Below are 24,151 nucleotides of genomic sequence, written 5' to 3' on the forward strand. Positions count from 1 at the left end.
AATCAATTAATGAAATGAGGGTATTCTTTGTAGGCTCTTTTTTTAAAATGTCCTTGACATAGGGTCCATTTTATATTAAGATAGCTCTTTTAATATTTATTAGTACTCCATTTCGGCTAGTCTTCTATAGAAATCATATCTATCACGAGCATGTTCTTCAGATAGCTTAAACATTTCTTCAACCCTATCGGGGAATACATTCTTTAATGAAGAGTAGCGAATTTCTCCATTAATAAAATCTTGGTAAGAACCTTTTGGTTCCTTAGAATCTAGTATAAATGGATTCTTGCCTTGAATCTTTAATAGAGGGTTATATCTATATAGTTGCCAATAACCTGATTCAACAGCTTTCTTTTCTTCAGCTATACTAGTTCCCATACCAGTTTTAATACCATGACTGATACAAGGAGCATAAGCAATAATCAATGAGGTTCCATGATAAGCCTCTGCCTCAGATATAGCTTTTACTGTTTGATTCATATTTGCACCCATAGCTATTTGTGTAACATAAACATGACCGTAACTCATAGCCATTAAACCAAGGTCTTTCTTTCTCATATTTTTACCGCCAGCAGCAAATTTAGCAATTGCACCTGTAGGTGTTGATTTAGATGACTGACCTCCAGTATTTGAATATATCTCTGTATCCATAACAAAAATATTAACATCGTCACCTAAGGATAATACATGGTCAAGTCCTCCATAACCAATATCATATGCCCAACCATCTCCACCAAGTAACCAATGAGATTTCTTGATTAGGTAATCTTTTCTGTCCATTATATCTTTTAGTACTTTATTTTCATTAAGATTTTCTTTGCCTAATAAATCTAATATTTTGCTGGTAGCAGATTTTGAAATATCAGGATCATCAATTCCACTTAGCCACTCATTAAAGGCATCCTTAAGTCCAGAATTTATATTCATAGTTACAGCTTCTCTCATTAAGTCAGCTAATTTTTCTCTCATTTGCTTAACTGCTAAGAACATTCCATATCCATATTCAGCATTATCCTCAAATAGTGAATTACCCCAAGAAGGTCCTTTGCCAAAATCGTTTGTAGTATAAGCTATGGCTGGTGCACTACCTCCCCAGATTGAAGAACATCCAGTAGCATTAGCAATCATCATTCTATCACCATAAAGCTGAGTTAACAGCTTGATATAAGGTGTTTCACCACAACCAGGGCAAGCACCATTGAATTCTAATAGTGGTCTTGCGAATTGACTTCCCTTTAAGGAATGTAAATCCATTAATCCTTCTTTAGGAATTACCTTAATAGCATACTCAAAGTTTTCAGCTTGTTCTTTAATCTGTTCTTCAGCAGATCGCATTATTAAAGCCTTACCTGGAGCTGGACAAACATCTGCACAGTTTCCACAACCAGTGCAGTCAAGCGGACTTATTTGAATACGATAGTGTAACTTTTCAAATCCACCTTTTCCCATTGGAGTCTTAGTATAGAAGGTTTCAGGAGCTTTCTCCTTCTCTTCGTCAGTTAATAAGCAAGCTCTAATAACAGCATGAGGACAAACTAATGAGCATTGATTACATTGAATACACTTATCAATTTGCCATTCTGGAATTCTTACAGCAATACCTCTCTTTTCGTATGCAGTTATACCTAAAGGGAAAGTACCATCTTCCATTCCATTAAATGCACTTACAGGAAGTTCATCTCCTTCTTGTCTTGCCATAGGTCTTTCAATTTTTGTAATAAATTCTGGTACTTGCTTCTTCTCTGGAAGATTATCTTCTGCATTTGCCCATCCAGATGGAAAGGTAACCTTATGGGCTGCTGTTGCACCTCTATCTATAGCAGCCTTATTAGCATCAACAATATTTTGGCCTTTCTTGCCATAAGTCTTTTCAACAGAGTTCTTTAAATATTCCATTGCTTGATCTATAGGAATAATATTAGCTAATTTAAAGAATGCAGATTGCATTACCATGTTAATTCTAGTACCTAATCCAACTTCTTGTGAAATTGATATAGCATCTACTGTATAGAATTGAATATCATTTTGAGCTATATATTTCTTTACAGATGCAGGAAGTTTATCTTCTAGTTCTTCATCTGACCAAGGACAATTCAAAACAAAGGTTCCACTTTTCTTTAAACCTCTTAATACGTCTAGATTATATAAAAATGATTTATTATGACAAGCTATATAATCTGCTTCAAAAACTAGATAAGGAGATTTTATTGGATTTTTACCGAATCTTAAATGGGATACAGTACTTCCACCTGATTTTTTACTATCGTAGGAGAAGTAAGCCTGTGAATAAAGATCGGTATTATCACCTATAATTTTTATTGCAGTTTTATTAGCACCAACTGTTCCATCAGAGCCTAAACCATAGAATTTACACCTAATAGTACCTTCTGGAGTAGTTTCAATTGGCTCAGCTTCAGGAAGTGATGTATGCGTAACATCATCTACGATACCTATTGTGAACTTATCTTTTGGCTGAGTTTCTTTTAGATTATTGAATACAGCTAGAATTTGAGATGGTCTTGTGTCTTTAGAAGCTAATCCATATCTTCCTCCAACTACTATTGGCTTATTTGGTTCATTATAAAGTACTTTTAAAATATCAAGATATAAAGGTTCGCCTACTGAACCTGGTTCTTTAGTTCTATCAAGAACAGCTATCTTTTTAACTGACTTAGGAAGAACATTGAAGAAATAATTGCATGCAAATGGTCTATATAGATGTACTTTAAGCACACCAACCTTTTCACCTTTTTTCATCAAATAATCAACAGTTTCTTCAATAGTATCGCATACTGATCCCATAGCTATAATTATGTTTTCTGCGTTTGGATCTCCATAATAATCAAAAGGATGATATACTCTGCCTGTTATTTTTTCAATTTCTCTCATATAATTCTCTACGATATCTGGTGTAGCATCATAGAATTTGTTTGAAGCTTCTCTTTGTTGAAAATAAATATCAGGATTTTGAGCAGTTCCCTTTAGGGTAGGGTGCTCAGGATTTAGGGCTCTATTTCTAAATTCCTGTAATGCATTATAATCTATCAGTTTTGCATCATCATCATAATCTATAACTTCTATTTTTTGAATTTCATGAGAAGTTCTAAAACCATCAAAAAAATGCACAAATGGTACTCTTGATTTAATCGAAGATAAATGTGCAACGTTTGCTAAATCCATAACTTCCTGAACGTTAGAAGAAGCTAGTAAAGCGACTCCAGTTTGTCTTACAGCCATAACATCTTGGTGATCACCAAAAATAGAAAGAGCATGGGTAGCAATAGCACGAGCACTTACATGAAGAACTCCTGGCAACAACTCTCCAGCAAGTCTATATAGGTTAGGGATCATTAATAGTAATCCTTGAGAAGCAGTATAGGTAGTTGTTAGTGCACCTGCAACTAGAGAACCATGAACTGCACCTGCAGCCCCTGCTTCAGATTGCATTTCTACGATTTTTACTGGCTGTCCAAATATATTCTTTTTACCATGGGCTGACCATTCATCAACACCTTCTGCCATAGGAGTTGATGGGGTTATTGGATAAATAGCAGCTACTTCTGTAAAAGCGTATGAAGCCTCAGCTGCAGCTTGGTTTCCATCCATGGTTTTCATTTTCTTGGGCATATCGATTCCTCCTTAATTAGTAGTATATAATCTATTAAAGTTAATTCATTAATTTATGCTTAATGAACTAGTTTATTAGATTACATAGGTTAAATAATTCATATTCCTCACTAGTATTTACAAAGATTAGATTATGAATTCATAAAGGAGATAAATTTTTGAATATTTTTATTTTGTTTAGAGAAAACTTATGCTGAAAATGTAAATGTTGGAGGAATGAATATATGAGTGAGACTATTTTAGAGAAAACTGAGGGTCGTGTAAGCTATCATGATTCTGTAGAAGAGATGGTAAAAAGAATCAGAGAAGACGGTATGTCAAATGTATTTGATAGATGGGCATTACAAGAAAAAATAAGATGTAAATTTTGCCTTGAAGGATTAAGCTGCCAATTATGCTCTCAAGGACCTTGCAGAATTAGTGAAAAAGGAGGTCAAGTTAAAGGTGTATGTGGAATAGGACCAGATGCGATGGCTATGAGAAATCTCTTGCTACAGAATATTATGGGAGCAGGTACATATAGTCATCATGCCTATGAAGCATTCAGAACACTTAAGGCAACAGGTGAAGGTAAAACACCATTTAAAATTAAAGATGAAAATAAACTTAAATGGATGTGTGAGAAATTAGGTGTTAGTACTAATCAAGAGATTAATAAAATGGCAATTGAATTAGCTGAATTACTAGAAGAACAAATGAAAATAGATTCTGAAGACAAGAACTTAATGGTTGAAGTTTTTGCACCTAAAAAGAGAAAAGAAGTATGGAGAAAGTTAGGCATATATCCAGCAGGAGTACAACATGAAGAACAGAATAGCGTAGCAAGCTGCTTAACTAATGTTGATGGAAATTATGCTTCTCTTGCAATTAAGGCACTGAAGCTAGGTTTAGCAACTATATACAATGCTCAAATAGGCTTAGAAATGACTCAAGACATTTTATTTGGAACTCCTATGCCTCATGAGGTAAATGTTGACTTAGGAATTATGGATCCAGATTACGTAAATATAGTATTTAATGGACACCAGCCATGGGCAGGAGCTAGAACTATTGAAAAGGCAAGAATGGCTGAGGTGCAAGAAAAAGCAAAAGCAGCAGGTGCTAAGGGGCTTCGTGTAGTAGGTTCAATAGAGACTGGCCAAGAATTGCTTCAAAGATTTGAAGTTGATGATGTTTTTGTAGGATTAATGGGAAATTGGCTTGCCATAGAGCCATTGCTTGCGACTGGAACAGTGGACGTAATGGCTATGGAAGAAAACTGTTCTCCACCAGCTATTGATCATTATGCAGAAAAATACCAAGCAACTTTAGTGGCAATAAGTACAATTATAGATATACCAGGACTTCAACATAAAATACCATATCATCCAGATAAGGTAGATGAAATGACTGATGCATTGATTGATCTAGCTATTGAAAACTTTAAAAAGCGTAAGGATAATGTTAAACCAATGGTTCCAAAGATAGTACAAAAGGCAATAGCTGGATTTTCAACAGAGGCTGTGCTTGGAGCTCTTGGAAATAAGCTAGATCCATTAGTAGATGTGATCTCAGCTGGAAAAATTAAAGGGGTAGTAGCTCTTGCTAATTGCTCTACATTAAGAAATGGCCCTCAAGACTGGAATACAGTAAATCTTACAAAAGAACTTATTAAGAAAAATATTCTTGTGGTAAGTGGAGGATGTGGAAATCATGCACTTGAGGTAGCAGGATTATGTAGCTTAGAAGCAGCAAATATGGCAGGTGAAGGATTAAAAGAAGTATGTAATATGTTAAAGATTCCACCAGTATTAAGCTTTGGAACATGCACTGATACAGGAAGAATATCAATGCTTGTTACAGCACTTGCAGATCATTTAGATGTAGATGTGCCACAATTACCTATAGCTGTAACTGCACCAGAATGGATGGAACAAAAAGCAACAATAGATGGAGTATTTGCAGTGGCATATGGTGCTTATACCCACCTATCACCAACGCCGTTTGTAACTGGAGCACCTGAATTAGTTAAACTTCTTACTCAAGATGTTGAAGGATTAACAGGCGGGAAAGTTGCATTAGGAGATGATCCTGTAGAGGTTGCAAATGGTATAGAAGCTCATATTAATGCAAAGAGAAAAGGGTTAGGATTAAGTTAAATAAGTAATGAATAAGAAGCATAAAGAGATTGAATGATTATTTCATTCAATCTCTTTACTTTTTTGCAAATACTTAATTAGTTATCATAAATAAGTAATATTATAATTTGAATTTCTTAATAAGCCCAACCATGGTTTGAGTCATGGAAGAAAGTTCCTGTGCTGATACTGCAACTTCTTCAGAAGAAGAGTTTAATTCTTCAGAAGAGGATGCTATTTCTTCAGAAGAGGCTGCTATTTCTTCTGATATAGCAGTAGTATCAGTAATTTTCCCTATGATAGTATTCTTTTCAACATCGATATTTTTAACAGAATTAGTTACTGAGTCTATTCTTGGTATTACATCATTAATTTGCTTAATAATGTTATTAAAGGAAGCGGTCGCATCTTCAATAGAATTCAGCTGAACATTTAATTCATTATTCATGATGTTAGTTGTATTAACAATTATTTTAGTATCATTTGAAATACCTGAAGTAATGTTATTAATTTGTCCAGCAGAAGATTTAGATTGTTCTGCTAATTTTCTTATTTCATCTGCTACTACTGCAAAGCCTTTTCCAGCTTCTCCAGCTCGAGCTGCTTCAATTGCAGCATTAAGTGCTAGAAGGTTTGTTTGATCTGCAATATCATTAATTAAGTCTGTAATTTCATTCACCTTATTAACATTTTTGTCAAGGTGAAGCATTTTATCTGCAAATGAGTTAAAAGAGTCTGCCATATTGTTTATAGAAGTAACTGTAGTCTCCATCTTTGAACTACTTTCTATAGCTAGTCCACTCATGTTCTTAGATTTTAAATTTATATCTGAAATAGAGTATGCAATACCTTCAATCTCACTGCCTAATTTATTTAGAATATTATTAATAGATTGCATATCTTCTGCTTGACTTCCAGTACCTTGTGCAGTTTCTTGAATTGCTGTAGAGATATTATTTGTTACAGCGGCCATTTCTTCAGAAACTGCTGATAAATTACTTGAATGACTGTCTATTTTTTCAGATTGTGAATTTATAGTTTTAAGTATAGTCCGTATATTCTCTACACTAGTTGCTAAGGCACTTTCCATAATTCCAAATTCATTTTTATTACCAGTACTTAACTCTATAGAAAAATCCCCTAAAGCAACGGCTTCTAAGTTATTTATCATATTATGGGATGATTTTATTATTGTTTTTATTAATATTACTGAAGTTATGGTTAATATTAATACTATTAGAATGAGAAGAATTATAAAGATATAAATACTATTAATAAAAACAGTATGACTATCTTTGTTAACTTGAGCTGCAGTTGCTTGGTCATTGGCCATAGCAGTGTTTATAAGAGGTGCTATTTTATCACCTAAGTCCCCAAAGGCTTTAGCATCTTCTGAAGGTAATTTACCTCCAGCCTTTATAGAATCTATGTTTTTATTCCACAGATTGATATATTGGTTATAATAATTACTAAGTTCTTTTATAGCTTCTAATTTGTCAAGATTCTTAGTATCTTGAACATAAGAAGAGATGTTTGTCTTTACAATATTATCATGATTATTTATAAGATCATTTTCATTTTGGGTGTAACCACTATGGCTAATAGATGTTGCGTTTAAGCGGATATTTAAGAAACTTGATCTAATAGCAGCTAAACGTGATATGGAAATTAAATTTTGATCATACATAGTATCAAGGTTACTATTGATTTTATACATATTTATAATACCCAGAGCACCAATGCTGAAAGTTAATATTAATGATAAACTGGACATAGTGAGTATAAGACTTCTTATTTTCATATTATTTAATAGCTTAAACATGGTATGGTTGTCCCCCTTTGTAAATTATCTTTTGTAATTAAAGTAAAACGTTTACTAAAATGAGTTTACATAACACAAAATAAAATTATTTAGTATAATTAAAACCTCCTATTGATAGAATATTTTTATTTGGGTTATTATTAAATTAAAAAAACAATTAAAGTTTCTTTTAAGTGAATTCTATATGAGAATGAATATCCAATCAACGCTTAATCTATGGAGATAACGGTAAAAATTTCACTTAAAGAAATATTTGATTTATTCGCTACTAAATGAGGATAGAAATTATTAAAAAAATTAACCGTGTATTTGTTAATTAGTTCAGGGATATACTTATATGGTAAAAAAAATACGAGATTTGAATTTCGGAACTTAATTGGGAGAAAGTTTCAAGAAAGGGAATGAGATTTAGTTATTAGAAGTGAAATATTCAAGAATGAAAATAGCCGGTTGAAGTAAAATTTAATTTTATCTTCACCGGCATTAATGTTATATAAACAACTATTCAGTTGTATAATAACCTTTTTCACTCATATAATTAAAAATCTGCTCACCATGCTCTTGTTCTTCTTTTTGTATATGATTTAAAGTTTGCCTAATGTTGTGGTCTTTAAATTCAAAAATTGATGTATTGTAGGTTGAAGAAACATACTTTTCTGTTGTTAATGCATCTTGGCAAAGATCACAGTCTTTTTGGCTAAAGCCTGTTGTTGATTTGACATTCTGTTGTTGATTTTGCTGACTTTGTTGGCCTTGCTGTCCTTGTTGATTAACATTTGGAACTTGACCATTAAGTATACTATTTATAGTATTTAAATGTTGATTTTCATGCTCAAGAATAGAAGAGAATAGTTGTTTTAATTTTGGATCTTCTGCCTCATTAGAATATTTAGTATATTTTTTTATACATAAGTCCTCATGAGATTTCTCATCCTTAAGAAGAAGGGTCTCTTTTTGTGTTAATGTTGCCATAAATTCCACCTCTTTAATTTTGATATATTAAATACGAATACAAGTAATATTCACAACTATTGTTTGAAAAATAAATAAAAAATATACACACTCTAATTATTAATAGAAGTATTAATTTTATCTATTTTGCATTTAAAGCAGCTAGGTTCAGTAAATTCCATGGTTTGTTGAAGTGTGGTTGGAAAAAGAAATCTAAAAAAGCAAGTTCGTCAATAGTCATTTCATTTTGTATTACGACAGACATGGTATTTATAAGCTGAGTTAAATCAGTTTTTGAAATAATCTGCGCACCAAGGATGATTTCCGTATTAGTTTCATAAGTGATTTTTATAGTTACAGCATCAAATGATGGCATGAATTCTGGCCTATAATTATCAGTTACTGATGTTATTTTAATATCATAGCCAGCTTTTTTCGCAGATTCTTCAGTAAGCCCAGTTGAAGCAATATTATATTCATAGATTTTTATTCCTGAAGTTCCCTGAGTGCCGAGATATTTAGTAGTTGGAATAACTAAGTTTCTTCCTATAAGAGTACCCATTCGAACAGCATTGGTAGCAAGGGGGATATATTCTCTTTCACCAGTTGGATTATAAGTTACAGCACAACAATCTCCAGCTGCAAAAACACCTTCCTTACTTGTGCGCATATAGTCATCAACGATAATCGCTCCATTTGGAAGCATATCTAATTTCCCCTTGAATAAATCTGTACTTGGCCTAAAACCAATACATAGAATTACAAGATCAGTTTCATATTCGCCTTTATTTGTTATGACTTTTGTAACTTTGCCATCTATGCCTTCAAATCTTGTTACAGTTTCTCCTAAAGCAAGCTCAACACCTCTATTTCTAAAGGCCATTTCTGCCAAACTAGTAAATTCTTTATCAAGATATTTACTTAAAATCCTATCTAAGCTATCAATTAAAGTGACCTTCTTGCCATTAAGTTCAAAGGCTTCTGCAAGTTCAACACCTATATATCCGGCTCCGATAACTACTATCTTGCTAGAGTCTTTAGCTTTTTCAATAATAGTAGTAGAGTGATTGTAATTTTTAGAAAGTAATATATTATCTAAATCAATTCCTTCTATGGAAGGAATTATTGGCCAAGAACCTGTAGTTATAATTAGTTTATCAAAGATATCCTCAAATTCCTCATTGGATTTTAAGTTTTTTACTCTAAGTATCCTACTATCCATATCTATATCTAATACATCGTGAGACATTTTTGTTTTTACCCCAAGCTCAGCTAAGGCTTCAGGAGAACTATAAAATAAGCCTTTAGGATCTGAAACAATTCCACCTACATATAATGCAATGCCGCAAGATAAGAAGGAAATATTATCATTTCTTTCATAGACTGTTATGCTAGCATCCGGATACCTTTTCGCAACATTTATTATTGCAGCTGTGCCAGCATGAGTACAACCGATAACTGCTATCCTCATCTTACTTCTCCTTTCAATTTAAAAAATATAATATTATTTTTTCAATAGAAGATAATTATATTCTGTGTTTAATTTAGAAAGTTAAATTAAGATAAGTAAAAGACAATTATGTAATAAATTGTAGTTGTTAGAAGTTTTAAATAGCTAAGAATATCGAAAAGGATAGATGTTTAATTGAATTAATAATTTAATATAAGATTAACGATAAATATATGTATTTTAACTTCAAATTTGGGAAAATGCTATTGAGTATTATCAAAAATTACAATATAATTGTATCATGATAATTATTATGTAGTTTTCTAGTGAAATTATCTATGATTATATTAGAGAAATCTAATTAGCATGTGTTAATGAAAGGGTAGGTGGAAATATGAGCAGTGTAAACGTTGTAATAGTTGATGATTCTCCTTTCCAAATTTCAATCCTTACGGATTTATTGACAGAAAGTGGATTCAATGTTATTGGAAGTGCTAGTTCTTTAGAAGAGGTAATTGAGGTTACTAAGACTTTGAAGCCAAACTTAGTAACAATGGATATGACTATTCCAGGAACTGATGGACTTGAATGTACAAGAGCAATACATAAAATTGATCCTAACGTAAAAGTAATAGTTGTTAGTTCAATGATGGATGAAGAAATTGTAAGAAAAGCTAAAAAGAATCGTGTTTCAGGATACGTTCAGAAGCCAGTTGATAGTGAGGAAATAACATTATTAATAAATAGAGTTATGGCAAATGAGGAATTGTTTTTAGAATTAGAAGGGGTATATTCTAAAGTATTTAAGGAGGCTTTATTAGATTTATTTAATAAGCTTACAAAGACAGTTCCTGAAGTGACTGAGGAAAATAATATAGATGTAGAGAAAAGCAGTAGGGGAATATCTGTAGTACTAGGTATTATAGGAAAATGTTCTGGAAGAATGATTTTTGATATGTCATTTGAAACAGCCGAAAATATCTCTAAAATATTATTAAAGAGAGATCCTAAAAATAGTGAAGAAATTCTAAATGTAATGGGTGAGATATCTAATATGGCAGCAGGTAATGCTTGCTCAATGATGAACAAAAAGAATAAGATATTTGGACTTAGAGTTGCACCACCAACTATATTTCATGGAGAATCAATTAATATATCAAAGGCAGAATTAGAAACTACATATACTGCAGAAGTTAAAACAGCATTTGGAGATATGTCCATAAATGTAGGTTTTGGAAGAGGTGATGATGAATGGATGTCAAGCATATAAATCCTTTTTTAGATTCATTTTTAAATGTTATGCCTCAAGTAGGTTTGGCAGATGTTCAAAAGAAAGGAATTAGCTTAAAGGGTAGATTTATAGAAAGCCCTGGAGTAATGATTATTCTAGGAATAATGGGAGATATTAAAGGTAATGTTATTTACGGAACTAGTATAGAGAGTGCTAAGAAAATAGCATCTTCAATGATGATGGGAATGCCAGTAAATGAACTTGATGAATTAGCTCAGAGCGCTATCTCAGAATTAACAAACATGTTAACAGCAAATGCAGCAATTAATTTTTCTAAAGAAAACATTGAAATTAATATTTCGACGCCTACATTAGTACATGGAGAATTTACAGCAAACTCTAGTTCAGATAAAGTTGTTTGTGTTGAAATGCAAGTAAATGACATGGTATTTGAAGTTAATATAGCACTTGAAAAAAATACTCTTTAATAAAGTTAATAATTAACTGACATCATACATTGGTGTCAGTTTTTTTTTACTCATTAGAGGAATTTATAATATTTTAAGATTAGGACCATTTATATAGAGAAAACTACCACTTATATGAGAACTGTAGTTAAGCTGCAAAATATATTTTATACTTTAAGTAACAAAGAGAGAAGTAAAGAATAGAGGTGAATTGTTTGAAGGTAGAAGTAAAGATAGAAGAAAATATAAAGGAATGTAAAGTAGTCATCTTCACTAATGAAATTACAGAGGAAGTTCAAGAAGTGATTAATAAACTTAAAAATAATCAAAATAAAGTTTTTAATGGAACCATGAATCAGAAAATATATTTATTAAATCCAAAAGATATATATTATTTCTATGCTGAAAACCAAAAGGTACTAGCTAAAACTGAAAAAGATATATTACAAATAAAACTGAAGTTATATGAGATTGAAGAGCAGGTTAGTGGAACAAATTTCATAAGAATTTCAAATTCAGTAATAGCTAATGTGAATAAAATAAAAAATTTAGAGATGTCCCTAAATGGAACAATGTGCATTAAATTTATAAACGGTGATATTGAATATTCATCACGAAGATATGTAAGTAAGATAAAAAGCTATCTAGGATTATAGAGGAGGTACGGTTATGAATTTAAAAGATGTTATAAGAAGAGGTCTCAAAGGGATAGTGATTGGAGTATTTTTGATTCAAACTATAGGTGTATTAATGATGTTATTCTCAAAGGAATCTGCGACCTTTAGTAAAGAATTTTTAATTAATCAATATGTTGCAGCTTCAATTATTGGATTTACATTCGGTGCATTAAATATATTATATCAATCTGAGAAATTAGGCTTAATAGGAGCTACCATATTACATTTTATTGGAGTTTCACTGGTTTATATCCCTTGTGCAATAATGGCAGGATGGCTTATTAATGATTCGGGAGTAATAATCTCAACAATAACAATATTTATTGCCACTTATTTTATAGTTTGGTTAATATGTTATTTGCAATGGAAAAAGTATATTAAGCAAATAAATATGGAATTGAATATTAGGAGGAAGGAATAATTATGAAAAGACAAAGAATTAGAAGCACATTATTAATAATAACATTTTTAGTATTTCCATTAGTTCTATACTATCTTTCTCCGTACCTTATAGTCATGGGAGCCTCTGAAGGGGTAATTACTGGAAGTTTTATAGTTTTTGGGATAATGTTTTTAGTCTCATTATTATTTGGGAGAGGTTTTTGTGGATGGATTTGTCCTGCAGGAGGACTTCAAGAATGTTGTTTTATGGCAGTAGATAGAAAGGTTAAAGGTGGTAAATTAAATTGGATAAAGTATCTAATCTGGGTACCTTGGATTATATTAATTATCATGATGTTTATATCTGCAGGGGGAATTAAAAAAGTAGACTTTTTCTACCAAACTTACTATGGTATATCTGTTATCAGTGTACAAGCTTATGTAATTTATTACTTTGTAGTTGGAGGAATAGCCTTATTAAGTTTACTAGTAGGAAAAAGAGCATTTTGCCATTATGGCTGTTGGATGGCGCCATTTATGATAATAGGTAGCAAGATTAAAAACAAGTTTAAATATCCTTCATTACATTTAAAAGCGGATGAGAAGAAGTGCATTGATTGCAAATTATGTAATAAAAAATGTCCTATGAGCTTAGAGGTTAGTTCAATGGTTCAAAAAGGAGATATGAAAAATTCTGAATGTATCTTATGTGGACAATGTGTTGATACGTGTCCAAAGAATGTAATTAAGTATAGTTTTATAAAGAAATAATAAATAAAGAAAAACAGAAACCTTAAAAGGTTTCTGTTTTTAGTATTCATAAATTAAACGTTAAATAACATATCTCCATAAGTTGGTAGTGGCCAGAATTCGCTATCTACTATAGTTTCAAGCTTATCAGCATCTTCTCTTAACTCATTCATCTTTTCAAACACTTCAAATCTATAAATCATACCTAATTCGTATGCATCACCTTCGAAGTTGTCTGCCTTAGCTACAGCTTCTTCTAAAACAGCTATTTTCTTCTTTAATGAAGAAGTTAAAGTAGATACTTCAGTTAATAATTCAGTTTGAGCAGATAAATCTACACTAATACCAGTTGCATTAATTGTATTTATAGAGCCAGCAAGACTAGTTGCAAATTTAATAACTGCTGGTAGTATTTGGCGCTTAGCAATTTCAAGAGTAGTTAAAGCTTCGATATTAATAGTCTTGTTATAATTTTCAAGCATTATTTCATAACGAGATTCCATTTCAATTCTGCTTAATACACCATGCTTTTCCATTACAGCTAAGTTCTTTTCAGCAATTAATGATTTAGTAGCTTCTACGGTTGATTTTATATTTGGAAGACCTCTCTTTTCAGCCTCAGCTACCCATTCATCTGAATATCCGTTACCATTGAATATTATTCTCTTATGAGATTTAACAATTTCATTAAGAATAGTTTGAATTTCTGCATCTAAATCAGAAGCTTTTTCAAGTCTATCAGCAATTCCTGATAATACTTCAGCAACTATTGTATTTAAAGTAAAGTTACAAGCTGCAATTGAAGCAGAAGATGGAACCATTCTGAATTCAAATTTATTTCCAGTGAAAGCAAATGGAGAAGTTCTGTTTCTATCAGTTGCATCCTTTGGAAGTGCAGGGAGAGTATTTACCCCTATTGTTAATTTACTTGAAGATTTTGAGCTTGTAGCTGGTCCATTTTCAATTTGTTCTAATATATCAGTTAATTGATCTCCTAAGAATATTGATATTATAGCTGGAGGAGCTTCATTAGCACCTAAACGATGGTCATTTCCAGCATTAGCAGCAGACATTCTTAATAAATCAGCATATTCATCTACAGCTTCTATAACTGCACAAAGGAATAATAAGAATTGTTGATTTTCGTGTGGAGATTTACCAGGTTCAAGTAAGTTTACTCCATCATCAGTTCCCATTGACCAGTTGTTATGCTTACCAGATCCATTTACGCCTGCAAATGGCTTTTCATGCAATAAGCAATAAAGATCGTGTCTTAATGCAACTTTTTTCATAACTTCCATTGTAAGTTGATTGTGATCAGTTGCAATATTTGTTGTAGTGAATATTGGAGCTAATTCATGTTGAGCAGGAGCAACTTCATTATGCTTAGTTTTAGCTGAAATTCCTAGCTTCCAAAGTTCTTCATCCACTTCTTTCATGAATTCAGAAACTCTTTCTTTTATTGTTCCAAAGTAATGATCTTCAAGTTCTTGACCTTTTGAAGGTTTTGCACCAAATAGTGTTCTTCCAGTAAATATAAGGTCTTTACGAGCATCATACATTTTTTTATCGATTAAGAAGTATTCTTGTTCAGGTCCTACAGTTGTAATAACTCTTTGTGTAGTAGTATTTCCAAGAGCTCTTAGTACACGTAAAGCTTGTTTTGATAGAGCTTCCATAGAACGTAGTAATGGAGTTTTCTTATCTAAGGCTTCTCCATTATAAGAACAGAATGCAGTTGGTATACATAGAGAACCATCTTTTAAAAAGGCTGGTGAAGTACAATCCCAAGCAGTATATCCTCTAGCTTCAAATGTAGCTCTTAATCCACCTGATGGGAAAGAAGAAGCATCTGGTTCCCCTTTGATTAATTCTTTACCTGAAAATTCTAATATTACCTTTCCGTCAGAGGTTGGACTAATAAAAGAATCGTGTTTTTCAGCAGTAATACCAGTTAATGGTTGGAACCAGTGAGTGAAGTGAGTAGCACCATTCTCAACGGCCCAATCTTTCATAGCAGAAGCAACAACATCAGCTACTTCAGGTGAAAGAGAAGTTCCTTCTTGAATTGTCTTTTTTAAAGCTTTATAAGTAGCCTTTGGAAGACGATCTCTCATTACAACATCATTAAATACATTTGATCCAAAAATTTCAGTGACTTTACTCATTAATAAATTCTCCTTTCAATATAGGCAAGATTATTTAAAATGTTATTAATTAACTCAAAAAAATAATAATTATAAAAAAATTCTAGAATATAACTGATAAATTGTCAATGAAAAATATACGAATTTTGACAAGTTGTTTTCTAATTTGTTATATTTTTAAAATTATAATAATAACAGTGATGGAATCTAAATATATGAATAAATGGAACAATATTACATTAAAAAAAGATAGAGCTAGAGAAAGGTTCTCTAGCTCCATTGCTAAAAATTTACATTTTAATTCTAATATAATAAAAATTCATTAATTACATATTATATAAACTGCCATAGCTTGTATAATATTATACATCAATTATACTCGTCCAATAACATTAATTCAATATGAAAAATCAAATTTTAATATTAAATTAGTCATAAAATCAAAAATAAATTATGAACTTCTCATGAAGTATTATGTTTGTTAAGTACTTTTTTATAAAGGATTATTTTAGGTTTCTAATCTTATTAGGTGAAATATTTTTATATCTTTTAAATATCCTACTAAAATAATTGCTATCATTAAACCCTACACTCAGGGCAACTTCATTTATATTAAAATCTTTATCTTTTAATAGTGAAATAGCTTTATTTATGCGTAAAAGATTAATATAATCAGTAAATGTTTTGCCTGTAAATCTTTTAAATAATCTGCAAAAATGGTGTTTACTTAGATTTGACATAGTTGCAATCTCTGTGAGAGTTATCTTTTCACTATAATGAGAATCTATATATTCTAATACTTCCTTTAAGTTATTCATACTATAAAGACTTTTTCTATTATTTTTTGATATAGATATAGATTCCAAATTGTTTCTAAGCAACATAACAATTATTCGAAAAACAGAAGATTTTACAATCAATTCATATCCCAAACTCTTTTTTTGAAACTCATATATTAATGTAGTTATCTCCTGCAATAGTTCCGTGTTCTTAGGAATTTCGTTAGAAAACTTAACATTATTTTTCATTAAGGCTTCAATATAATCAGTTTTGTTTAAATCTTTTTGGTTACCTAATAGAAAAGCAAAATCAATTTTAATTATATAATAAGTGAGATTATTACATAAGTTTTCTATATAATGGGCATCATTAGTATTTATTAGAACTAAGTCATCTTTGTTTGCAACTATATGCTTAGAATTGCAGTGGACTATACATTTCCCCTTAGAAATATAACATAGCATAAAGTGGTCATGAAAGTGACTTTCTACAATTGGACCAGGCTCAGAATGTTCGTAACAATTAATTTTTATTGGGAATTCAATGTTTATGTCGTAATCAATTTTCATTTTCGGGACTTCAAAGTCTGATTGAGATATAGAATTCATAATAATTCCTTTCGTAATGTTAAAGTCAATATAGTGCTGTTTTGGAGCAAATTTATTAATGAAATTACTTAGTATAGTGTTTATAATGTTATATAAAAATACTAAGTTTAAAGCTTTTATAATAACAAAATATAAATTGAAAATGTTTATTAACAATTTCTATTATATCAATTTTATACTAGTAATTAGCTTATTAACAAGTAGAAAGGTTTTGAGTTTTATGGTGCCAGTAAAATCAACACAATTATTAGAAAATAAATCTTTAGCATTTTTATTATTTGCCCGAGTAATAGGTGCATTTTCAGTTCAAATGGTTACTATTGCAGTAGGGTGGCAGATATATTCGATTACAGATAGTGCTTTTTATCTTGGATTAGTTGGGCTTGTGGAGTTTATTCCAATGTTTCTTCTTACCATATTTGTTGGGTATGTAGCAGATAGATTTAATAGAAAAGTTATAATTTGTCTCTGCAAAGCATTAGAGGGAGTGGCAGTTCTCTTTTTAGCATTTGTAAGTTATAAAGGATGGATAACTAAAGAAATAATTCTTATAACAGTATCTGTCTTAGGCATAGTGAATTCATTTCAAGGACCTCCAATGCAAGCTATGCTTCCTAATATAGTTAGTAAGGAAAACTTTCCAAGAGCAGCAGCATTATTAGCATCAGCATTTCAATTTGCAACAATAATGGGACCTGCTTTCGGTGGAATACTTTACTCATTTGGCCCTAATGTAGTTTATACTATAGCAGGAGTATTATCACTTTGTACAAGCTTTCTCATTTCACTAATAGTATTAAGAAATCAACAGGTAAATACACAGTCTGCTACTATTAAATCTTTATTTGCTGGAATTTCATTCATAAAGAGCAAACCTATAATTCTTGGTGCAATATCTTTGGATCTTTTTGCAGTGCTATTTGGGGGAGCTACAGCAGTATTACCGGTATTTGCGAGTAAGATTTTGATGGTAGGACCAATAGGATTAGGTGTTATGCGTTCAGCACCTGCGGTAGGTGCGTTACTTATGTCAATTGTATTAGCAAGAAGGCCATTAAAAAGAAGAGTAGGACATATTATGTTTACGGCAGTAATATTTTTTGGAATAGCTACAATACTATTTTCATTATCAAAATCTTTTATTTTATCATTAGCGTTTCTTTTTGTACTAGGAGCATCAGATGTAATTAGTGTAGTAATAAGATCTACATTGGTACAGTTAGAAACTCCAGACAATATGAGAGGAAGAGTGAGTTCAGTTAATCAAATGTTTATAGGAACCTCAAATCAACTAGGAGAATTTGAATCAGGGATAACAACAGCGTGGTTTGGACCTGTGAATGCAGTTTTAATTGGAGGAATAGGTACAATAATAGTGGTACTTTTGTGGATAAAATTATTTCCTAAGCTTTGGAGTGTTGATAAATTAGAAAATAGTTAATAAATTAGTACATATAAGGGGTAAAATACAATGATACAAATGGTGTGAAGTCTTAAGGATTTCACATCTTTTTTTATAAAATAACGTAAAGATTAAAGATAGGAACAAAATACCTCTAATTATGTTAATTACTTAGGGCAAAATAAAATTATTATTGACGAATTTGAGGTGTTATACTTGAGAAAAATATTTCTTAAAAGAGCTATATATTTTTTATGTGTTTTTAGTATTACTTCAAATGTACCTGTTATTAGAAGTAATGCTAGTGATAAAAATAATAATAATGCAATTTTAATCGATTTAAATGAAGAAAGACTTTATCTAATAAATAAGGATAGAAATACAATTGTTAAGAGTTATATTGTGGCAAGTGGAAAACCTAATACTCCCTCACCTATAGGAACTTGGAAGGTTATTAGCATGGGTGCTTGGAGTGGAGGCTTTGGAACCAGATGGATTGGATTAAATGTTCCTTGGGGTAAATATGGAATTCATGGTACGAATAATCCTGGGTCAATTGGTTCAGAGGCGTCCCATGGGTGTATAAGAATGTTTAACAAAGATATTGAAGAATTATACGAAAAAGTTTCATATGGAATGATAGTAACAATATATGCAGGACCCTATGGTCCTTTTGGGAAAGGAGTAAAGACATTAAAACCAGGTGATAGAGGAGCAGATGTCCTTGAAATACAAAGAATATTAAAAGAAAAAGGATATTACTTTGGAAAAGTTGATGGAGTTTATGGGGAAAACATGAAGAAAAGTATAATGGAATATAGACTGGAAAATAATTTATCTATTAATCATTTTATAGATAAAGAACTATATAAAAGTCTAGGAATAAGACTAATTGATTAGGTAGCTTCAGATGAATGAAGCTACCTTATTAATTTTGGTTATAGGGATTAACTCACTAGAGAGATATATATAATAATTAACATATATATGAAAATTGTTATATTTATATAAGTTATAAACTATATATTAATATATTGGTAATAGCGGGGGAGTAAAAATGAAAAAATACAATAGAATTCTTTTGATAGCAGTAGTAGTTTTCATTACTTTTGGACAAGCTAATAATATTGAAAAATCAACAGCAAAGCTTTTGAATCAGGTAGGGGTTCAATATGCTGTTTGTGATTACGACAATGTAAAAGCAGATGTTGGTAACAATAATAATCAAAAAAAGCCTTCTAGTAACAAGGCTAAATCTAGTAGTTCTAAAAGTACAACAAATAGTAAGTCAAAAAAATCATTCATTGGAGGAGGACTATCTATAGGAGCAATAATATTAATTGGAATAGTACTATTAATAGTCTTTGGACTAAAAAGAAAGGGTGTAATTAAACAAGAGGATATAGATAATTTAAGAGATATTCTTAATAACGAGAATAGCGAGGGAGATATTTCACCAAGTGTTAGACAGGAAGTAACAGATAATACAGTAGCAATTAGAAATGAAATCGTAAAGACGGATCCATTATTCTCACCTGATAAGTTTATAGGTTGGAGTCAAGAGGTATTTGTATCATTACAAGAAGCTTGGACTTCAAGAGATTGGGCTAAGATAAGACCATTTGAAAAAGAAGAGCTATTTAGAATGCATGAATTACAATTACAAGAATATAAGAAAATGCATAGAATTAATGTGGTTGAACGTATTTCCGTTAATCAATCATATCTATTTAAGTATGTAAGAGATGCAGAGTATGAATATTTAACTGTATACTTACATGCATCAATGAATGATTACATCATAGATGAAAATACCCGAGAGATAGTTAAAGGAGACGATGAAACAAGATTCACTAACCAATATCTTTTGACATTCATGAGAAATGTTGGGGTGAAGACTGATCCTGCTACAAGCAATATGAGTACAAAACAATGTCCACATTGTGGAGCACCAATTCAAGTCACAAGTGCTGGTAAATGTGAGTACTGTGATTTTATTGTAACAACAGGAGAGCATGACTGGGTATTAAGTGATTTAGACTGTATAAATGAAGATACCCAAGTAGGAAATGGTGGAGTAATTATAAATTAATTATCAAATATAAATAAAGATGGAGGACTTAAAAAATGGGGATAATAGCTGCAGCGGCAAATGCAATTAAAGGTACATTAAAGGATCAATATAAAGAGTTTATGTACTGTGATTCAATGCCAATGGATGTACTTGTGAGAAAAGGACAAAATAAAAGATTAGAAGGAAGTACAAATAGAGGAAATGATAATATTATAACAGATGGTTCTAGATTAGTAGTTTCAGATTCACAGTGTATGATAATAGTAGAAGATGGAAAGATAATTGATTTTTGCGCTGAACCAGGCGAATATATTTATAAAACAGGAACATCGCCATCAATGTTAACAGGTGGAATGAAGGAACTTAAGGATGGATTTATGAAAAGTTTAGGAACTGCTATGGATAGGTTCAAAGCAGGTGGACAGCAAGACCATGATCAAAGGGTTTACTACGTAAATATGAAAGAACTAATGGGAAATAAAATAGGCGCTGGAGATATTCCATTTAGGGATAGTGAGTTCAACTTTACTATTAAACTAAGATGTTTTGGAGAATATTCCTATAAGATTACCAATCCAATAATGTTTTATACTAATGTTTGTGGAAATATAGGCTACGAATTTACCAGAGATCAGATAGACTCTCAATTTAAGTCAGAGATACAAAATAATTTACAATATGCTTTAGGTAAAATAGGTTTAAAAGGGATCCCATATGATCAGCTTACGTTATTTACAAAAGAACTAGCTCAAGCTTTGAATTCTGAAATGACTACTGAATGGGTAGAGAAAAGAGGTATATCAGTAGTATCTTTTGCGCTGGCATCAGTAACACCTGATGCAGATAGTGCAAAGAAGATAGAAGAATTCCAAAGTACAAGAGTTTATACAGATCCAAGAATGCTTGCAGCTAGTTATATACAATCAAAGGGTGCTGCACTTGAAAAAGCTGCATCAAATAAAGCTGGAGCTATGACTGGTTTTATGGGAATGGGATTTGCTCAGCAAGCTGGTGGTAATGGTGGCTTTGATGAATCTCAGTTATTTAACTCATTAACTCAAAATCCACAGCAAGAACAAAGAGTGAAAGAAGAAAGCATTCCGAGTCAAAGTAAACCTCAGAATTCTCAAACATGGACATGCGAATGTGGAACAGAAAATACTGGGAAGTTCTGTATGGAGTGTGGGAAAACAGCCCCAGTACCAGTCAAAGCAGCAAATACATGGATTTGTCAATGTGGTACTGAGAATACAGGAAAGTTTTGCGGAGAGTGTGGTGCAAAAAAACCACTTGATAGTAAGTGTGAAACCTGCGGCTATGAAGCAGATAAACCATTTAAATTCTGTCCAGAATGCGGAGCAGAAAATAAAATATGATTTATAAACTGAAAGATAAAGCTTTTAAGCTTTATCTTTTTTATTTTATAAAAGAGGAGGTGAACTCAAGATAATAACTATTGTTAAAAGAAGTAGAATCAATAGAATAAGAATAGATTGCAAAGCTCAAAATAGAAGGGAATATATATAATAAAAAGTAATGAGTTTAAAAGAATATAAACAAAGCAGTGGAGGTAAAAGCATGAGGAGGGATGAAGTTGATAGTTACTTAAGGGTTTTAAATACATATAACAAAGTAGAGTTTTTATTCTCAACGATAATGTATAGTGCTGGCCCAACATTAACCAAAGAAAAAGCAGCTTCATTGGTTATATTTTGTAATGATAAACGTAATCTACAAAAAGATTGGGAGAATTTTAAAGACGAGGTTAAAGATAAATTAGGTATAAAGTTCTTAGAACTTAAAAAGGATCAAAAAAGCACAGTTGTATTATTCTATAATGAAGAGATTTTAAATAAAATCTTGAGAGAAAAAAGGGTTATAGAGCTTTTAGAGAAGCTTGGATATAAGAGGGAAATGTCAATAAATGAATGCTTATTAGTTCTAAAGGCACGATATAGAGAATTTTGCCCCCATGAAATTGGAATTTTTCTAGGATATCCATTAGATGATGTGGTTCAGTTTATGAAGGATAGCAAAAAGGACTGTAAGTTAGTTGGTTATTGGAAGGTATATAATAACACCGAAGAAGCTCAAAATATCTTTAAAAAGTATGATAGCATTAGAAATGACTTGGTTAGGATTATGATATCTGGAATAAAACCTACAGAAATATTTAGGTGAAGAAATACATAAATTTATTGACAGTTAAAACTACAAATAGTATTATTTGTAATAGTAAGATATATTTTATTTAGTAAATATATCTTTATGAAAGGAGATGGTATTAATGAATAACAGATTAAAGGTGGTTATGATTTAAAACTGAATATGGGCGAAAATGTAATGATTAAAATGTGATTTTATAAACATACATTTCCGCAGATTAAAGTAACCTTTCATAAAAACTTATTTGGATAAGTAACGCCGTGAAAAGGGCGTATTTTTTTTACTTAAATTTAGAATATACTCATTTATCCGCAGAAGGTGACAAGTGTTTTTACGGTTACTCCTGCGGAATTTTTATGCCCATTTTTAGAAGGATGTTTATTTTTTGAGAGGAGTGATGTTATATGATGAATTCATTTTATATTATGAGAAAAATTAATAAACATTTGGAGGGATTAGATGAATAGTAGTATTATTGAAAACTATGGTTATACAGATTTTTACGAAAAACAAATATTAGAACAAGATAATTTAGATAATGAATTGATACCAGGAAGAATTGTAGAGGTTCATAAGGAAAAGTATAAAATTATAACAGAGTATGGCGAGGTTCCTGGAAAGCTAAAAGGATCTATTTTTTATAGCGATAAAGTAGAAAATATATACCCTACAGTTGGTGATTTTGCACTTCTAAAATACAATCCATATGGAGAGAGTACTATTTATAAGGTGCTTGAGAGAAAGACTAAATTTTCAAGGTTAGATTCATGGAATAGAATAGAGCAAGTTGTTGCAGTGAATTTTGATTATGTATTTATTATGGTATCACTTAATAAAGATTTTAATATTAAGAGAATAGAAAGATATTTAAGTACAGCTTGGCAGAGTGGAGGAACTCCTGTAATTATATTAACAAAAGCTGATCTCTATGATGATTATGATACTCAAAAGAATGAGATCGAAAATATAGCAGTGGGAGTAGATATAATACCAGTAAGTTCTTACACAGGTCAAGGAATTGATTTATTAGGTAAATATATTAAACCTAAAAAGACAATTGTATTTTTGGGATCATCTGGTGTAGGAAAGTCATCACTTGTAAACAGAGTTTCAGGTAAAGAAGTTATGAAGGTAAATTCAATTAGAGAAGATGATAGTAAAGGTAGGCATACAACAACTCATAGGCAATTAATTATGTTAGATAATGGTACTATGATAATTGATACTCCTGGAATGAGGGAATTGGAAATGTGGAATGTAACAGATGGGTTAGATATTGCATTCTCTGAAATTGAGGAACTAGCAGTTAAGTGTAAATTTAGAGATTGTAATCATCAAAGTGAACCTGGGTGTGCTATTAAAGCTGCATTAGATAACGGTGAATTATCAAAGGATCGTTGGAATAATTATTTGAAGTTAAAAAAGGAAGCTGAATTTGCTAAGAGAAAAGAAGAAGCTAATATTAGACAACAACAAAAGAAATTAAAAAAGAAATAGATTA

At 31.2% G+C, this 24,151-nt stretch carries 18 protein-coding genes; 12 read left to right on the forward strand and 6 right to left on the reverse strand.

The window, feature by feature from the left end; all coding sequences use genetic code 11:
• Positions 1-99: 99 nt before the first annotated feature.
• Complete coding sequence (gene nifJ / locus L1S47_RS18215) at positions 100-3,627, reverse strand: pyruvate:ferredoxin (flavodoxin) oxidoreductase (protein ID WP_238885837.1); 3,528 nt, start codon at positions 3,625-3,627, stop codon at positions 100-102.
• Between the two features lie 224 nt (positions 3,628-3,851).
• Here nifJ and cooS point away from each other — a divergent pair, with 224 nt between their 5' ends.
• Positions 3,852-5,765, forward strand: a complete 1,914-nt coding sequence (gene cooS / locus L1S47_RS18220; RefSeq protein ID WP_238885840.1) for an anaerobic carbon-monoxide dehydrogenase catalytic subunit — start codon at positions 3,852-3,854, stop codon at positions 5,763-5,765.
• Positions 5,766-5,865: 100 nt separating this feature from the next.
• Here cooS and L1S47_RS18225 read toward each other — a convergent pair whose 3' ends face one another.
• The 3 genes from L1S47_RS18225 to L1S47_RS18235 all read right to left on the reverse strand — a co-directional run bounded on the left by L1S47_RS18225 (position 5,866) and on the right by L1S47_RS18235 (position 9,988).
• Entirely contained in the window at positions 5,866-7,566 is a 1,701-nt protein-coding gene (locus L1S47_RS18225; protein WP_238885842.1) for a methyl-accepting chemotaxis protein, read from the reverse strand.
• 501 nt (positions 7,567-8,067) lie between these two features.
• A complete protein-coding gene (locus tag L1S47_RS18230; protein ID WP_238885852.1) occupies positions 8,068-8,538 on the reverse strand; it encodes a spore coat protein in 471 nt (156 codons plus the stop codon).
• 121 nt (positions 8,539-8,659) lie between these two features.
• Positions 8,660-9,988: an FAD-dependent oxidoreductase gene (locus L1S47_RS18235; RefSeq protein ID WP_238885854.1), complete on the reverse strand. Its 1,329-nt coding sequence runs from the start codon at positions 9,986-9,988 to the stop codon at positions 8,660-8,662.
• Positions 9,989-10,361: 373 nt separating this feature from the next.
• Between L1S47_RS18235 and L1S47_RS18240 the strand changes: the two genes are divergently transcribed.
• From L1S47_RS18240 to L1S47_RS18260, 5 genes are all read left to right on the forward strand, one after another.
• Positions 10,362-11,237 (forward strand): response regulator, encoded by an 876-nt coding sequence (locus tag L1S47_RS18240; RefSeq protein ID WP_238885856.1) that lies wholly within the window; start codon positions 10,362-10,364, stop codon positions 11,235-11,237.
• Positions 11,219-11,686: a chemotaxis protein CheX gene (locus tag L1S47_RS18245; protein ID WP_238885860.1), complete on the forward strand. Its 468-nt coding sequence runs from the start codon at positions 11,219-11,221 to the stop codon at positions 11,684-11,686. Before L1S47_RS18240 ends, L1S47_RS18245 begins: the two co-directional genes overlap by 19 nt.
• Positions 11,687-11,871: 185 nt before the next feature.
• The gene (locus L1S47_RS18250; RefSeq protein WP_238885862.1) at positions 11,872-12,321 is read left to right on the forward strand and encodes a LytTR family DNA-binding domain-containing protein; all 450 of its coding nucleotides are present in this window, start codon (positions 11,872-11,874) and stop codon (positions 12,319-12,321) included.
• A 13-nt stretch (positions 12,322-12,334) separates the two neighbouring features.
• Positions 12,335-12,763 (forward strand): DUF3021 domain-containing protein, encoded by a 429-nt coding sequence (locus tag L1S47_RS18255; RefSeq protein ID WP_238885865.1) that lies wholly within the window; start codon positions 12,335-12,337, stop codon positions 12,761-12,763.
• A gap of 2 nt (positions 12,764-12,765) precedes the next feature.
• Complete coding sequence (locus L1S47_RS18260) at positions 12,766-13,494, forward strand: 4Fe-4S binding protein (protein ID WP_238885868.1); 729 nt, start codon at positions 12,766-12,768, stop codon at positions 13,492-13,494.
• Positions 13,495-13,547: 53 nt separating this feature from the next.
• Here the strand turns inward: L1S47_RS18260 and L1S47_RS18265 are convergent, their stop codons facing one another.
• Both L1S47_RS18265 and L1S47_RS18270 read right to left on the reverse strand, forming a co-directional pair.
• A complete protein-coding gene (locus tag L1S47_RS18265; protein ID WP_238885871.1) occupies positions 13,548-15,641 on the reverse strand; it encodes a glutamine synthetase III in 2,094 nt (697 codons plus the stop codon).
• A gap of 482 nt (positions 15,642-16,123) precedes the next feature.
• Positions 16,124-17,008, reverse strand: a complete 885-nt coding sequence (locus tag L1S47_RS18270; RefSeq protein ID WP_238885873.1) for an AraC family transcriptional regulator — start codon at positions 17,006-17,008, stop codon at positions 16,124-16,126.
• 220 nt (positions 17,009-17,228) lie between these two features.
• On the opposite strand from L1S47_RS18270, the gene L1S47_RS18275 reads away from it, so the two are divergent.
• The 6 genes from L1S47_RS18275 to rsgA all read left to right on the forward strand — a co-directional run bounded on the left by L1S47_RS18275 (position 17,229) and on the right by rsgA (position 24,147).
• Positions 17,229-18,449, forward strand: coding sequence for an MFS transporter (locus tag L1S47_RS18275; RefSeq protein WP_238885876.1), 1,221 nt, complete (start codon positions 17,229-17,231; stop codon positions 18,447-18,449).
• A gap of 168 nt (positions 18,450-18,617) precedes the next feature.
• A complete protein-coding gene (locus L1S47_RS18280; RefSeq protein ID WP_373689120.1) occupies positions 18,618-19,310 on the forward strand; it encodes a L,D-transpeptidase family protein in 693 nt (230 codons plus the stop codon).
• Positions 19,311-19,467: 157 nt separating this feature from the next.
• Complete coding sequence (locus tag L1S47_RS18285; protein ID WP_238885894.1) at positions 19,468-20,502, forward strand: Tim44-like domain-containing protein; 1,035 nt, start codon at positions 19,468-19,470, stop codon at positions 20,500-20,502.
• 35 nt (positions 20,503-20,537) lie between these two features.
• Complete coding sequence (locus L1S47_RS18290) at positions 20,538-21,860, forward strand: SPFH domain-containing protein (protein WP_238885897.1); 1,323 nt, start codon at positions 20,538-20,540, stop codon at positions 21,858-21,860.
• Between the two features lie 202 nt (positions 21,861-22,062).
• The gene (locus L1S47_RS18295) at positions 22,063-22,665 is read left to right on the forward strand and encodes a DUF3793 family protein (protein ID WP_238885901.1); all 603 of its coding nucleotides are present in this window, start codon (positions 22,063-22,065) and stop codon (positions 22,663-22,665) included.
• A 444-nt stretch (positions 22,666-23,109) separates the two neighbouring features.
• Entirely contained in the window at positions 23,110-24,147 is a 1,038-nt protein-coding gene (rsgA, locus tag L1S47_RS18300) for a ribosome small subunit-dependent GTPase A (RefSeq protein ID WP_238885911.1), read from the forward strand.
• Positions 24,148-24,151 lie beyond the last annotated feature (4 nt).

The organism is Clostridium sp. YIM B02551 (assembly GCF_022324735.1).
Taxonomy (GTDB): domain Bacteria; phylum Bacillota; class Clostridia; order Clostridiales; family Clostridiaceae; genus Clostridium_T; species Clostridium_T paridis.